This is a genomic window from Salinarimonas chemoclinalis, from assembly GCF_041514305.1.
Taxonomy (GTDB): Bacteria; Pseudomonadota; Alphaproteobacteria; order Rhizobiales; family Beijerinckiaceae; genus Salinarimonas; species Salinarimonas chemoclinalis.
The window spans coordinates 45924-59598 of the sequence record NZ_JBGMWH010000006.1 but is presented as its reverse complement, the minus strand read 5'-3'; the positions used below and the strand labels follow the sequence as shown (position 1 = coordinate 59598).

15 protein-coding genes and 1 pseudogene are annotated in these 13675 nt (G+C 72.7%); 7 read left to right on the top strand and 9 right to left on the bottom strand.

Going from position 1 to position 13675, the window contains the following annotated elements:
- Nucleotide 1: 1 nt before the first annotated feature.
- The 4 genes from AB9M23_RS12035 to AB9M23_RS12020 all read left to right on the top strand — a co-directional run bounded on the left by AB9M23_RS12035 (nucleotide 2) and on the right by AB9M23_RS12020 (nucleotide 3748).
- Nucleotides 2–883: an ABC transporter permease gene (locus tag AB9M23_RS12035; protein ID WP_372424789.1), complete on the top strand. Its 882-nt coding sequence runs from the start codon at nucleotides 2–4 to the stop codon at nucleotides 881–883.
- A gap of 13 nt (nucleotides 884–896) precedes the next feature.
- A complete protein-coding gene (locus tag AB9M23_RS12030; protein WP_372424788.1) occupies nucleotides 897–1769 on the top strand; it encodes an ABC transporter permease in 873 nt (290 codons plus the stop codon).
- Nucleotides 1770–1917: 148 nt separating this feature from the next.
- Nucleotides 1918–2481, top strand: coding sequence for a molybdopterin-guanine dinucleotide biosynthesis protein B (gene mobB, locus AB9M23_RS12025; protein ID WP_372424935.1), 564 nt, complete (start codon nucleotides 1918–1920; stop codon nucleotides 2479–2481).
- Nucleotides 2482–2494: 13 nt separating this feature from the next.
- Entirely contained in the window at nucleotides 2495–3748 is a 1254-nt protein-coding gene (locus AB9M23_RS12020) for a molybdopterin molybdotransferase MoeA (protein WP_372424787.1), read from the top strand.
- A gap of 6 nt (nucleotides 3749–3754) precedes the next feature.
- Here the strand turns inward: AB9M23_RS12020 and AB9M23_RS12015 are convergent, their stop codons facing one another.
- From AB9M23_RS12015 to AB9M23_RS11975, 9 genes are all read right to left on the bottom strand, one after another.
- Nucleotides 3755–3931 (bottom strand): hypothetical protein, encoded by a 177-nt coding sequence (locus tag AB9M23_RS12015; RefSeq protein ID WP_372424786.1) that lies wholly within the window; start codon nucleotides 3929–3931, stop codon nucleotides 3755–3757.
- A 94-nt stretch (nucleotides 3932–4025) separates the two neighbouring features.
- Complete coding sequence (gene mobA, locus AB9M23_RS12010; RefSeq protein WP_372424934.1) at nucleotides 4026–4655, bottom strand: molybdenum cofactor guanylyltransferase MobA; 630 nt, start codon at nucleotides 4653–4655, stop codon at nucleotides 4026–4028.
- A gap of 1 nt (nucleotide 4656) precedes the next feature.
- Nucleotides 4657–5556, bottom strand: coding sequence for a formate dehydrogenase accessory sulfurtransferase FdhD (locus tag AB9M23_RS12005; RefSeq protein WP_372424785.1), 900 nt, complete (start codon nucleotides 5554–5556; stop codon nucleotides 4657–4659).
- The gene (locus AB9M23_RS12000; protein ID WP_372424784.1) at nucleotides 5553–5909 is read right to left on the bottom strand and encodes a hypothetical protein; all 357 of its coding nucleotides are present in this window, start codon (nucleotides 5907–5909) and stop codon (nucleotides 5553–5555) included. The genes AB9M23_RS12005 and AB9M23_RS12000 overlap by 4 nt, the downstream gene beginning before the upstream one ends.
- 10 nt (nucleotides 5910–5919) lie before the next feature.
- The gene (locus AB9M23_RS11995; protein ID WP_372424783.1) at nucleotides 5920–6669 is read right to left on the bottom strand and encodes an FRG domain-containing protein; all 750 of its coding nucleotides are present in this window, start codon (nucleotides 6667–6669) and stop codon (nucleotides 5920–5922) included.
- 87 nt (nucleotides 6670–6756) lie between these two features.
- Entirely contained in the window at nucleotides 6757–7887 is a 1131-nt protein-coding gene (locus tag AB9M23_RS11990) for an Mrp/NBP35 family ATP-binding protein (protein WP_372424782.1), read from the bottom strand.
- Between the two features lie 77 nt (nucleotides 7888–7964).
- A complete protein-coding gene (locus AB9M23_RS11985; RefSeq protein ID WP_372424781.1) occupies nucleotides 7965–9233 on the bottom strand; it encodes a c-type cytochrome in 1269 nt (422 codons plus the stop codon).
- A gap of 7 nt (nucleotides 9234–9240) precedes the next feature.
- The gene (locus tag AB9M23_RS11980; protein WP_372424780.1) at nucleotides 9241–11202 is read right to left on the bottom strand and encodes a molybdopterin biosynthesis protein; all 1962 of its coding nucleotides are present in this window, start codon (nucleotides 11200–11202) and stop codon (nucleotides 9241–9243) included.
- Nucleotides 11199–12209 carry a MoeA family protein gene (locus tag AB9M23_RS11975; RefSeq protein ID WP_372424779.1) on the bottom strand — a complete coding sequence of 337 codons (1011 nt, stop codon included), beginning with the start codon at nucleotides 12207–12209 and terminating at the stop codon, nucleotides 11199–11201. The genes AB9M23_RS11980 and AB9M23_RS11975 overlap by 4 nt, the downstream gene beginning before the upstream one ends.
- Before the next feature lie 180 nt (nucleotides 12210–12389).
- Here AB9M23_RS11975 and AB9M23_RS11970 point away from each other — a divergent pair, with 180 nt between their 5' ends.
- The 3 genes and pseudogenes from AB9M23_RS11970 to AB9M23_RS11960 form a co-directional block, all read left to right on the top strand.
- Nucleotides 12390–12869 carry a VOC family protein gene (locus AB9M23_RS11970; protein WP_372424778.1) on the top strand — a complete coding sequence of 160 codons (480 nt, stop codon included), beginning with the start codon at nucleotides 12390–12392 and terminating at the stop codon, nucleotides 12867–12869.
- A complete protein-coding gene (locus AB9M23_RS11965; RefSeq protein ID WP_443726250.1) occupies nucleotides 12869–13219 on the top strand; it encodes a DUF1428 domain-containing protein in 351 nt (116 codons plus the stop codon). The genes AB9M23_RS11970 and AB9M23_RS11965 overlap by 1 nt, the downstream gene beginning before the upstream one ends.
- A 46-nt stretch (nucleotides 13220–13265) precedes the next feature.
- Nucleotides 13266–13664 (top strand): annotated as a pseudogene (locus tag AB9M23_RS11960) (GFA family protein); the annotation flags it as partial.
- Nucleotides 13665–13675: the final 11 nt, after the last annotated feature.

Sequence of the window (13675 nt, the reverse complement as noted above, 5' to 3'; positions counted from 1 at the left end):
GATGGGCGCGCTGACCGCACGCTTCGGCGCAGGGCTGACGGGGTTCTTCGTGCTGCTCGTCGGGTTCTGGCTCGCGGGGCTCGTGCTCGCGCCGAACCTGATGATGATCGACTTCGCGCTGCGCCCCAACCTCCTGCCCGCCGACGTCGGCGGCCCGCTCGACGTCTACTCGCTCGACAACCTCGCCTATCTCGCGAACGAGCCGGTGCACCGGGACATCTTCCTCAAGACCGTCTGGGCGAGCGCGCTCGTGATGCTCGCGACCTTCGTCGTCTGCTATCCCCTCGCCTACTGGCTGGCGCAGACGGCGTCGCCCTCGGCGGCCTCGCTCGTGATGCTGGCGCTGATCATCCCCTTCTGGATCAACGAGGTGCTGCGCACGCTGGCCTGGTACATCCTGTTCGCCTTCCGTGGGCCGCTCAACGCGCTCCTCCTGAACCTCGGCATCCTCGACGAGCCGATGCGCTGGTACGGGGACGGCGGCGTGCTGGTCGGCATGGTCTACGCCTACATCCTGTTCATGCTCTTCCCGATCTACAACTCGATCGAGAGCCTGGAGAAGGCGCAGGTCGAGGCGGCGCGGGATCTCGGTGCCTCGACCTGGCGCATCCACACGCGCATCGTCATCCCCCACGCCAAGGCGGGCATCGCCACGGGCTGCGTCTTCACCTTCATGCTGGCGGCGGGGAGCTACGTGGCGCCGGCGCTGCTCGGCGCGCCGGGGAGCCGCTGGTTCACGCAGATCATCTACAACTGGTTCTTCGAGGGCGGGGACTGGAACCGCGGCGCGGCCTACGCGCTCGTGCTGCTCGTCTTGTGCCTCGCCGTGGTGCTGTTGACGCTGCGCCTGTTCCGCGTCTCGCTCACCGACGTCGCGAAGTGAGGGAGTTCGCCCGATGACGAGCGCCGTCACCCTCCCGCCCCCCGCCACCCCGGCGCCCACGCCGCTCTCCGCGCGCGCGGTCGCCGCGATCCCCGAGATCCTGTTCTGGATCTACGTCCTCGCCTTCTTCGTCTACCTGTTCGCGCCCCTCGTGGTGATGAGCGCGGCCGCCTTCAACACGAGCCGCTTTCCCACCGTGACGCCCTGGCTCGGGACGACGACCGACTGGTTCGCGCAGATGGCCGACGACGCCGCCATGTGGCGGGCGCTGTGGACCTCGGCCCTCGTCGCGCTCGGCGTCGTCGCCATCGCCGTGCCGGTCGGCACGGCCGCCGCGCTCGTGCTGACGAGCCTGCACGCGCGGGCGCGCTCGGTGCTCTACGCGCTGATGGTCTCCCCCCTGCTGACGCCGGGCGTCGTCATCGGCATCGCGACGCTCGTGCTCTGGCGCCAGATCGGGGTCGGCGGCGGGCTCCTGCTGATCGTGCTCGCCCAGGCGAGCTTCATCTCGGCCTACGTGATGCTGATGGTGGCCGCGCGCCTGCAGCGCTTCGACCGCACGCTGGAAGAGGCCGCGCTGGGGCTCGGCGCGACGAAGCTCATGGTCTTCCGCCGCGTGCTGCTGCCCTTCCTCAAGCCGGCGCTCCTCGCGGCGGCGCTGCTCGCGACGCTCCAGAGCGTCGAGAACTACAACACGACCCTGTTCGTGCGCGGCTTCGAGACGCCGCTGACCGTCTACATCGCCACCAAGGTCCGCACGGGCCTGACCCCCGCGGTCAACGCCCTGGCACTGGTGATGATCGCGATCACGATCGCCGGCGCGCTCGCGTGGGAGATCGCCCGGCGGCTCGAGGCGCGCCGCGGCGCGGCCACGGCCGGGTCTTGACCCTCTATGGAGAGGGCGGGCCCCGGTGCTCCAGCCCCCGCGCCGGAACATCGCCCCGCCCACCAACCGGATTCCCCTTCGCGGGCGGATGCTCTAGAACCGTCCCCTGTTCATCGTCGCGGACGCGACGCATCTCGTGAAGGGTCCCATGCGCGTGATCGGGCTCGCCGGCTGGAGCGGCGCGGGCAAGACGACGCTTCTCGCCAAGCTCATCCCGGCCCTCGTCGCACGCGGCGTCGAGGTGTCGACGGTGAAGCACGCCCACCACGCCTTCGACGTCGACCATCCTGGCAAGGACAGCCACACGCACCGCACCGCGGGGGCGCGGGAAGTGCTCGTCGCGTCGGGCCGGCGCTTCGCCTTGATGCGCGAGTACGCGCCGAACGAGGAGGAGCCACCGCTCGGCGCCCTGCTCGCGCGGCTCACGCCGGTCGATCTCGTCATCGTCGAGGGCTTCAAGGCCTGGGGGCACCCCAAGATCGAGATCTTCCGGGCGGCGAACGGCAAGCCGCCTCTCCACGGGCGGGCGCCCGCGGTGCGGGCGATCGCGAGCGACGTCGCCCTGCCGGACGCACCCGTCCCCGTCGTGCCGCTCGACGACATCGACGCCATCGCCGAGATCGCGCTTCGCGAGGCGGTCGACCGCGACGCCCTCGTCGCAGACCTCGCGAGGGCGGCCCCGCCCGCCCGGCTGAAGCCGGCGCGCGCCTGAAGGAACGAGACCGATGGCCCAGCTCTCCGACGATTGCTTCGCCTTCGGCGGCGCGCTGATGCGGGTCGACGAGGCGCGCGCGCTCATCGCGGCACGGCTCGCGCCCGTGACCCGCGTCGAGCGGGTGGCGCTCGCCGAGGCGGACGGGCGGGTGCTCGCCGACGACGTGAGCGCCCCGATCCCGCTGCCGCCCTTCTTCAACGCGGCGGTGGACGGATACGCCGTCGCCCACGCCGACCTCGCGCGGGGCGGCGAGACGCGGCTCCCGGTCGCGGGCCGCCTGCCCGCCGGCGCGGCGCCCGGCGTGGGCGGGCCGCAGGGTACGGCGCTGCGCATCTTCACCGGCGCGGCGATGCCGGACGGCTTCGACACGGTGTTCATGCAGGAGGACGCCGTGCGCGAGGAGGGCGACGTCGTCCTCCCCGCGGGCTTGAAACGCGGCGCCAACGCGCGGCCCGCCGGCGAGGACATCGAGGCGGGCGCCCTCGCGCTGCCGGCCGGCCATCGCATCGGCCCGCGCGGCCTCGCGCTCCTCGCCGGGCTCGGCATCGCCGACGTGGCGGTGCGCGCCCCGTTGCGCGTCGGTGTGTTCTCCACCGGTGACGAGCTCGTCGCACCGGGCGAGCCGCTCGGGCCGGCGCGGCTCTACGACGCCAACCGCTTCATGCTCCTCGCGCTGGCGCGCCGCGCCGGCTGCGACGCGCGCGACCTCGGCATCCTGCCGGACCGGCGCGAGGCGGTCTCCACCGCGCTCGCCGCGGCGGCGCAGGACGTCGACATGCTGATCACGTCGGGGGGCGTCTCCACCGGCGAGGAGGACCACGTCAAGGCGGCGGTGGAGGCGGCCGGCGCGCTGACCTTCTGGCGGGTCGGCATCAAGCCGGGCCGGCCGGTGGCGCTCGGGGTGTTGAAGGGCAAGGCCTTCATCGGCCTGCCGGGCAACCCGGCCGCGGTGCTCGTGACCTTCGCGATGCTGGCGCGCCCGCTGATCGCGCGGCTGTCGGGGGAGGCCTGGCGGCCGCCGACCGCCTTCCCCGTGCGCGCCGGCTTCGCCTACGCGAAGAAGGCGGGGCGGCGCGAGTACGTGCGTTGCACACTCGCGCCGGACGCGGCGGGCGGCCTCGTCGCCCGCAAGCACCCGCGCGAGGGCGCGGGGGTGATCACGTCGCTGACGCAGACGAGCGGGCTCGTCGAGCTCGCCGAGGACGTGACGCGCGTCGCGCCGGGCGAGACGGTGGCGTTCCTGCCCTGGTCCGCGCTCGCCTGAGCCGCCTCAGCTGCGGGAGGAGTACCAGTCCGTACCGACGAGATTGTGGCCCGGATCGCCGACACGCGCGCCGTTGGTGGCGTACGCGTCCGCGGCGGTGGACTGATACGTCGTCTCGAGCAGCCAGGCCGCGCCGACGGCGACGACGAGGGCCACGACGAGAGAGGCGAGGAAGGCTTTCATCGGGGTGTCCTCCCGGGCGGTTTCGATCCTCCATCCATGCCGCGAAACGGCACCGCTTTCAAGACGTCGCACCCCGATCCGGAACGCTTCCGGCCTACCCGGCGCCCGCCAGGAGCCGCTCCGCCTCGGCGATGTCCTCCGGCGTGTTGGCGTTGAAGAACGGGTCGATCGGCTCCGCCGGCCAGGAGGCGTGCGCGATGCCGTGGCGGGCGGTCCAGCGGTCGATCTTGCGCATGTCCTCGACGACGAGCGCCCGGCGCAGATCCTCGCGCAGGTCGACCCGCCAGAGCGCATTCGTCGGGTGCGTGCGCCCGCCGCTCTCGGCGCATGCGAGCGGCGTGCCGGCCTCGGCGCGCGCGGCGTGGAGGCGCGCGACGAAATCGTGCGGGACGAAGGGCGTGTCGGCGGCGAGCGTCGCCACGAAGGCGATCTCCGGCCGGTTCGCCGCCGCCCAGTCGAGCCCGGCGAGCACGCCCGCGAGCGGCCCGGCGAAGCCCTCGACGGTGTCCGCCACCACCGGCAGGCCGGTCTCGGCGAACCGCGCCGGATCGCCGTTGGCGTTGAGCACGAGCCCGTCGCATTGCGCGGCCAGCCGCTCGATGGCACGATCGAGGATGGTGCGCCCGCCGATCGTCCGCAGCGGCTTGTCGCCGCCGCCCATGCGCCGCGCGAGCCCGCCGGCGAGGAGGACGCCGAGGGTCGGGGCGAGGGTGGCGGGATGCATCTCAGTCGTCACCGCCGGCTCCCTCCTTCGACCCCTTGCGGCGAGACTTCGCGCTCTCGTCCGCGACGTAGGCGAGGTCCTGGTCGAACACGATCCGCTCCTCGCCGGCCAGCGCCACGAAGCGCTTGCCGCGCGCGCGCCCGATCAGGGTGAGCCCCGTGCGCCGCGCCAGCTCGACGCCCCAGGCAGTGAATCCCGAGCGCGAGACGAGGATCGGGATGCCCATGCGCACGGTCTTGATCACCATCTCCGAGGTGAGGCGGCCCGTCGTGTAGAAGATCTTGTCGGCGCCGCTCTCGCCGTGGCGGTACATCCAGCCCGCGATCTTGTCGACGGCGTTGTGGCGCCCGACGTCCTCCATGTAGACCAGCGGCTCGTCCGCCCGCGCGAGCACGCAGCCGTGGATCGCCCCCGCTTCCAGGTAGAGCGAGGGCGTCGTGTTGACGGCGTGGGTGAGGCGGTAGAGCCAGGAGGTGCGCAGGGGCGCCTCGGGCAGCACGATCTCGTCGAGCGCCTCCATCAGGTCCCCGAAGGCGGTGCCCTGGGCGCAGCCGGAGGTCTGGGTGCGCTTCTTCAGCTTGTCCTCGAAATTCGTCTCGCGCTCGGTCCGCACCACGACGACCTCGAGATCCTCGTCGTAGTCGACGCCGGTGACGACGTCGTCGGGCTTGAGCATGTTCTGATTGAGCAGGTAGCCGATCGCCAGGTACTCGGGATAGTCCCCGATCGTCATCATCGTGACGATCTCCTGCGCGTTCAGATACAGCGTCAGCCCCCGCTCGACGGTGACGGCGGTCTCGACCGGCCGCCCGGCTTCGTCGATGCCGGTCACCTTGCGGGTGAGGCGGGGGTCGGAGGGGTCGGGGGTGATGCGGTGGGGGTGGTCGGCGTCAGGTGTCATGGAGGCTCGATGCCGCTCCCGATATAGAACGAGCGTACGCTCACGTCGGCCTCGTCTATCACCGCCTGCGCACCTTCGAAATGGCCTTCGAAACGCGCCGGAAATGCATCGGTCTCTTCGAACGGATCGTCGCCGAAGACCCTCAGAACGACGTAGACGTTCATGATGCCGCTGAAGCGATCACCATCGATGATGATCGAATCCGGATTGGCGCGAATGCCGTCGAGAACCGTTTCCTCCGACAACTCGGCCAGCTTGCGCCATTCCGGCGTGCTTGCGATTCGATAGGTCTCGGCCGCGTCGAGGATCGCCTCGACCTTGGTGTGTCTATGTTTTGCGGCCTTGAGCGACATGTGCGTCACCTCAATAGTTGAATGCGCCGACCGCAACCCCGTCGGCGAACTGCCAATCGAGGGTCCCGCCGATACCGTCGAGGTCCGCCTCGATCGCGCTCGACTCGACCGCCAGCTGGAACAGCTTGCGCTCGAAATATTGCCTGAACGCGGCGTCGATGTCGAAATGATCGATGCGCAAGGAAGCCGTAGGACGCCGTTGCCAAGCCATCGTCGGATGCGGGTGCACGGTGAAAAGGCCCCGCTGCGCCACGATTCGCGGAGTGACCGCCGGTGGAACGAACGTGCGAACTCGGGACACGCCGAACGGATCGGGCTCGGACGAGAGGTCGACGAGGCGAGGGGCTTGAGCCGCGAACACGCGTGCGGTCGTATCTCTCGGGTGGCTCGTGACCGCGAAATACGCGCCCACGAGCGGATTCGTCGTCCAGTCGAGAAGACGCGTCGGCAGTCCGTGGTGCTGCCCGAGCGCGAGCACATCCCAGTCCGTCAGCACGGAGACGCCGACGAACTGGTGCGCTCGGCGCTTGAAGTTTCGAAATATCGCGAGTTCCTTCTCGACCGCGTAGACGCCGGGCTCCCGACCGACCTTCGGCACGAGGCGATGTTTCGTGGCATCGGCGACACCACGGAATATCCAGTGGTCCTGGCGATGCTTGTCGACGAATGCGAGGAATTCGATCCACGCGTCTCTGCGACGGCGCAGCAGCAGAGCGGATTGTGTCACGGCCATGTCGGCGATCCCCAATTGCGCCGACATTTCGCACAAGGGTTCGAGATCTGCAACCTTCGGCACTGCCCTTTGAAGACCCCGCGACGCAGCTCCGCCACAACGCCTCCGGCCCGATCACTCCCAAACGATCTTCGGCGCAACCCTCGCGCGTCCACCCGACAACGCCCCCCACACCTTCTCCGCGATCCCGCGATAGACCCTCCCGTGCGCCCCGTCGGGGTCGAGCGCCGTGACCGGGCGGCCGGCGTCCGAGGTCTCGCGGATCGTCATGTTGAGCGGCACCTCGCCGAGGAACGGCACGCCGAGCTTCGTCGCCTCCGCCGCCGCGCCGCCGTGGCCGAAGATGTGCGATGTCTCCCCGCAATGCGGGCAGACGAAGGTCGCCATGTTCTCGACGATGCCGAGGATCGGGATCTGCGTGCGCTGGAACATCGCCACCCCGCGCCGGGCGTCGATCAAGGCGAGGTCCTGCGGCGTCGAGACGATGACGGCGCCCGCGAGTGGCGTCGCCTGCGCCATGGTCAGCTGCGCGTCGCCGGTGCCGGGCGGCATGTCGACGACGAGCACGTCGAGCTCGCCCCACGCGACCTCGCGCAGCATCTGGGTGATGGCCGACATCACCATCGGCCCGCGCCAGATCATCGGCGTCTCTTCCTCGACCATGAAGCCGATCGACATCACCTTGACCCCGTAGCCGTCGAGCGGCTCGAGGATGCGCCCCGAGAGCACCCGCGGCTTGCCGTGCAGGCCGAAGAGCTTGGGCATCGAGGGGCCGTAGATGTCGGCGTCCAGGATGCCGACCGAGAGCCCCATCGCGCGCAGGCCGAGCGCGAGGTTGCAGGCCGTCGTGGACTTGCCCACACCGCCCTTGCCGGAGGCGACCGCGATGACGTGCTTCACGCCCGGGATCCCTTGCGCCTTCGGCTGCGGCGGGCTCGCGGGGCGCCCGGGCTGGACGCCCGCGCGGGCGGGCGGCGTCGAGGAGGGGCCCTTCGGAACGGGGCGATCGGCGGTCAGCGTCGCGAGCACCGTCGCGTCGCCGGCGACGGCGCGCGCGGCGTCTTCGGCCGCCTTGCGCACGCCCTCCATGGCTTGCGCCTCGGTGGCGTCGATCGCGATCGAGAACATCACCCGCCCGCCCTCGACGACGACGTCCGAGAGGCGCCCGGACGCGACGAGGCTCCCCCCGCTCGCGGGAAGCCGGACGGCGGCGAGCGCCTGCAGGACCTGTTCTCTCGTCGTCACGGGCGTGCCTCCGGAACTCGTGTGTCGTGGACCTGATCTAGTGTGTTCCCGCCCCCGCCCGCAACGGCGCGCGCCGCTCAGCGCGTGACTTCCGCCAGGAAGTCGACCAACGCCTGCCTGTCCTCGGCCGCGAGGATGCGCTGCTCGGGCATCTTCGAGCCGGGCGTGTAGGCGGCGGGGCCGTGCTCGAACAGCGCGGCGACGGTCTCCGGCGTCCAGACGATGTTCATCTCGACGAGCGCCGGCGAGTAGTCGTAGCCCTCGGCCGTGCCGATGCGCCGCCCGAAGATCCCCGCCAGCGTCGGCCCGGCGCGCTCGCCCTCGTCCTCCGAGAGGGTGTGGCAGGCGGCACAGGCGCGGAACACCTCCGCTCCCCGCGAGCCGGCGAAGCGCGCGAGCGGGTCCTCGCCGCCCGACAGGATCGGCCCGCCGAGCGGCTCGCCGGTGCGCGCGTCCCAGGCGCGTACCATCGCGTCGCCGCCGCCGGTGTAGAGCGTCGCGCCGTCCGGCGCGAAGGCGGTGGACCACACCGGCAGACCCGGGCCGACGAGGGTGAACATCACGGCCCGCGACGCCACGTCGACGATCGCGACCGAGCCGCGGATCGTCGCCGCCGCGAGCCGCGTGCCGTCGGGCGACAGCGCCAGTGCGATGATCGGCAGGGGCTGCGTCGCGATCTCGGCCCCCGTCTCGCCCGCGGGTGAGACGAGCCGCACGACGCCGTCGGCGCCGCCGGTGGCGATCGTGCCGTCGGGCGCGATCGCGAGGGCGTTGAGCGGCGTCGGCGATTGGACGACCCGCGCCGGGCCGCCGTCGTTCGGCCAGATCCGCAAGGTCGCGTCGTAGCCGGCGCTGACGAGGGTGCCGTCGGGCGCGAAGGCCACGGCGTTCACCTGCCCGCCGTGGCCCGTGAGGACCCGCGCCGTGCCGTCCGTCAGCGGCGTGAGGCGTACCGCGCCGTCCCAGCCGGCGGAGGCGAGGGTCCCGCCGTCGGGCGAGACCGTGAACCCGGCGACCGGCGCCGCGTGTGCGGTCTCGACCCGCACGGGATCGGCCACGCCGACGCGCCAGAAGGCGATCCGCCCGTCGCCACCGCCGGTGGCGATCCCGCCGTCGGGCAGGAACGCGACCGCGTTCACCGCGCCGTCGTGGTGACGCAGCACCTGCCCCGCCGCCTCGCGCTCGAGATCCCAGACGATGGCGCGGTTGTCGAAGGAGCCCGACACGGCGATGTCGCCCGCCGGCGCGACGGCGAGCGCACGCACCGGTCCGCCGTGGCCGCGCATCTCGGCGGATGCGGCGCCCGCGGCGAGGATCAGCGTGAAAGCGACGACGAGAACGCGCATGGACCTGTCAGCTCCTCGGAGCGGGGGTGAAACCGAGCGCGCGGAGCGCAGCGTGCGTCTCCGGCGCGGCGAGCGCCGCGAGGAAGGCCGCGACGCCCGGTCGTGCGCGTCGCGCGGCGACGAGGGCGAAATCGTAGTGCTCTTCCGCCAGCGGCAGGAAGCCGAGCCCGTAGGCCTCCGCCACGGGGGCGATGGCGAGGCCCCAATCGGCGCGCCCCTGCGCGACCGCGGCGGCGACCGCGTTGTGGGATCGCGGCTGGTTCCAGTATCCGTCCGGCCGCGCGCCCGCGAGGAGCCCGTCCAGCAGGATGCGCGTCCCGGCACCCTGGTTGCGGCCCACCATCAGGCAGGCGGGATCGGTCTTCGCCGCCGCCACGGCCTCACGGGCGTCCCGGCCCTCGAAACGATCGTCGCCCTTTCGGAAGACGACGCCCTGCATGCGTCGCCAGCCGGGGACGAGCGCGAGCCCGTCGGTCAGGAAGGGCGCGTTGTAGGCCCCATTCTTCGGATCGAGCAGGTGGATCGGCGCGAGATCGCATTCCCCGCGGTTCGCCGCCGCGAGCCCGCCCAGGCTGCCCACCGCGATCACCCGCGCCGTCACGCCCGGCAGCCGCGCGATCACCGCGTCGAGGCCGGTGCAATGGCTTCCCGCGATCACGAGATCGGGCACGCTCACCTGCGACGTCAGCAGCCGCACGTCGACCTCGGCACCGGCGGGGAGCGCGTCCGCCAGGGCTTCGATGGTGAGGAATCCGTCCGCCTGCGCGAAGGTGGTCACCGAGCCGGAGCCCTTGCCCGTGGGATAGGCGACGAGGCCCCCCTCCCCCGCGACCAGCGCGCTCATCACGTACTCGGTGCGGCCGAGCTCCGAGGCGATGCGCACCGGCACGCGAGCGCGCACGCGCGCCTCCGCGCGGGTGGGGAGCCCGGCGAGAATGCGCAGGACGGGCGCGATCATGTCGTGGAAGGTGAACATCGCGGACGTCGGGAAACCGGGCAGCACCACCACCGCCTTGCCGTCGCACACCGCCAGGCACAGGGGCTTACCGGGCTTCAACGCCACGCCGTGGGCGACGATCCCCGGCGCGCCGAGCCCCGCAACGGCGCGGTAGGTGAGGTCGCCCGCGCCCTTCGAGGTTCCGCCGGACAGGACGACCGCGTCGCACTCCGCGTGCGCCCGGCGCAGGGCCGCCTCCAGCGCGGACGGATCGTCCGGCACGATCCCCCAGGGCACGGGCGTGCAGCCGCATTCGGCGATCGCGGCGGCGATCACCGGGCCGTTCGCGTCGTAGATCCGCGCCGGCCCAAGCGCCTCTCCAGGCGCGACGAGTTCGTCGCCCGTCGAGAGCACCGCCACGCGCGGCCTGGCGAACACCGGGACGCGCGCGATGCCGACCGCGGCCAGCATGCCGATCTCGCGCGCGCCGACGACGGTGCCCGCCCGCAGCAGCATCTCGCCGCGCGCGATGTCGGAGCCGGCGAAGGCGACGAACTGGCCCGGGTTCGCGGCGCGCCGCACCGCGACGGCCGGGCCGTCGGGCCCGTCGAGCGGGCGGGTGTGCTCGATCATCACGACGGCGTCCGCCCCGCGGGGGATCGGCCCGCCGGTGGCGATCGGCGTCGCGCGGCCGGACGTCACCGCGATCGCGGGCGCGACGCCGCAGGCGATGGTCTCGGCATTGAGCAGGAGCCGCACCGGCGCGGCCTCGGAGGCGCCCGCGAGATCGGCCGCGCGCACCGCGAAGCCGTCGACGCCGGAGCGGTCGAAGGGGGGCGCGTCGACCGGGGCCCCCACGTCCGCGGCCAGCGGCAGGCCGAGCGCATCCGCGAGCGCGACCGCGTCGCGCCGCAGCGGCGCGGGGGCCAGCGCCCGGGCGAAGCGGGCGGCGGCCTCCTCGCGCGATCGCACGGTGAGGAACTGCTCCTGGGAACGGCTCGGGTCGTGCGGGGCGGCGGGCGTGTCGGTCATGGCAGCGGCCGGGCGTCGAGGATCGCGCCGTCGGCATAGCCTTCCGCATCGGGAGGCACCAGCGCCCAGAAGTCGGCGCGCGCGAATGCCGCGAGCCCGAGATCGCCGGCGGCGAGCGGGACGAAGCGGCCGTCGCCCTCCCGCGCCAGCAGGACGATCTCCGCGAGGCCGACGGTGGAGGTCACCGGCGCGGCGAGCCGTATCGGGATCCCCGCGGGCGGCGCGCCGTCGGCCAGCGCGGCGAGCGCTTCGGGGACGAGCGCCAGCGCTGCGCCGAGCGCGTCGCTCTCCAGCGCGGGGAGATGGAGGACGAGCGCGCCCCGCGCGTCCCGCGCGAGGCGCGCGGTCTCGCCCGGGCGCAGCGCGAGCCCGTCGGCGACGACCGGGCCGCCTCCCCCGTGAGCGTCCCCGCCGCGCACGAGCACGAGATCGGCCTCGCCTTCCGCGACCTCGCCGCCGAGCGCCGTGACGAGCGGCGCCAGCCTCGCCACGCCGTCGAGCCGTATCCGCGGCCGGCGGACGGCCACCGTCGCGACCCCGAGGGCCGCGAGAACCGAGGCGTCGCTCGCCCGCAGGCGATGCCCGGCGCGCAGGATCGGCGCGCCCGCCCGTGCGTCGTCGCCGGCGCGCCGCACGTCGGTACCGGGCGCGACCTCGGCCAGGAACTCGGCGATCGGCCCCTGCGAGAGCGCCCCCTCGGGCAGGACCGCGTCGCTGCCCGGCGGCAGCGGCGCGCCCGCCGCGATCCGGGCCGGCGGCGTCGCGCAGACGCCGGGGGCATAGGGCGAGGCGCCGATCGTGTCCGCCGCCGCGACGGCGAAACCCGCCCGCCGCGCGCGCGCCGCCGCCGGCACGTCCGCCGGCGCGAAGACGTCCTGCGCCAGCGCCGCACCGACCGCGTCGGCGGGAGCGCAGACGATCGCCGCCACGGGACGCACGCCGTCGAGCCAGCGCGCGAGGGCGACGGGGAGCGGCACGAGCGGCGTTGGCGATGCGGTCGGGGTCACGGCGGGTCCGGGCGCCGGCGGACGATGCGGCATCCGTATCTCTACAGAGTGTCCCTCGCGAGCGGAAGGGGCGCCTTCCGTGCCGGGACGCGAGAGGCCGCGCATCGGCCGAAACCGCTGGACTCCCACTTGAAGAGTTGATATCAACCTATATCGAGGATCGAAACCGCGGGACACGCCATGTCGCTTCCGGAATCGAAGGTTCGCACCTGCTGGTGGTTCGGCGGCGACGGCCACGAGGCGGCGGCCTTCTACGTCTCCCTCCTCCCGGACAGCCGCATCGGGCGCGTGGTCGAGCGGGACGGAAAGCCCCTCGTCGTCGAGTTCACGCTGGCGGGCGCGCCGATGATGATCCTGAACGCGCCGCCCGGTGCCGAGCGGACGCACGCGGCGTCGATCGGCGTTTCGACCGCCGATCAGGCCGAGACCGACCGGCTCTGGGACGCGCTCACCGCGAACGGCGGGGCGGCGGTGGCCTGCGGCTGGCTGACGGATCGCTGGGGCGTCTCCTGGCAGATCGTCCCGCGCCGCCTGCCCGAGATGCTCGCGAGCGACGACCGCGCCGCGGCCGAGCGCGCCTTCGCCGCCATGCAGCGGATGGTCAAGATCGACATCGCCGCCCTCGAGGCGGCCTATCGCGCCCGAAGGGATGATCGCTGATGTACGTCGACGGTTTCGTGGCCGCCGTGCCCACCGCCAACCGGGAGGCCTACCGCGCACACGCGGAGGCCGCCGCGATCGTGTTCAAGGACCACGGCGCGCTCTCGCTGGTCGAATGCTGGGGCGACGACGTGCCGGAGGGCAGGATCAACTCGCTCCACACCGCCGTCCTGCGCAAGGACGACGAGACCGTGGTGTTCTCGTGGATCACCTGGCCCGACAAGGCCACGCGCGACGCGGGGATGCAGAAGGTGTTCGGCGACGCGCGCATGGCACCGGAGACGAACCCGATGCCGTTCGACGGATCGCGGATGATCTTCGGCGGTTTCGAGATGATCGTGGGACCGTGACACCGGTATATTCGCGGACGGGCGGCGAGCCGGAGGGGCGTGCGTCATGCTGATCGGAACATGCCACTGCCGAGCGACCGGATGGGAGCTCGAGGGCGATCCCGGCACGATCACCGTGTGCAACTGCACGCTCTGCCGACGCTGGGGCGTGCTGTGGGCCTACGACTTCGAGAACGAGCGCATCCGTCTCTCCGGCGAGAGCGCCGTCTACACCCGCGCGGAGCGGACCGATCCACATCTCGAGTTCCGCTTCTGCCCGACCTGCGCCTGCGTGCTCGCCTGGCGGGAGCGGCGCCCAGGCGCGGACGGCCGGCGGCGCACGGCGGTCAACGTCCGGCTCGCGCCGCCCGAGGCGGTCGCCGACTTGAGGATCGACTATTTCGACGGCCTCGACACGTTCGAGGACCTGCCGGTCGACGGCCGCTGCGTGCGCCATTTCTGGTTCCGCGCCGACGA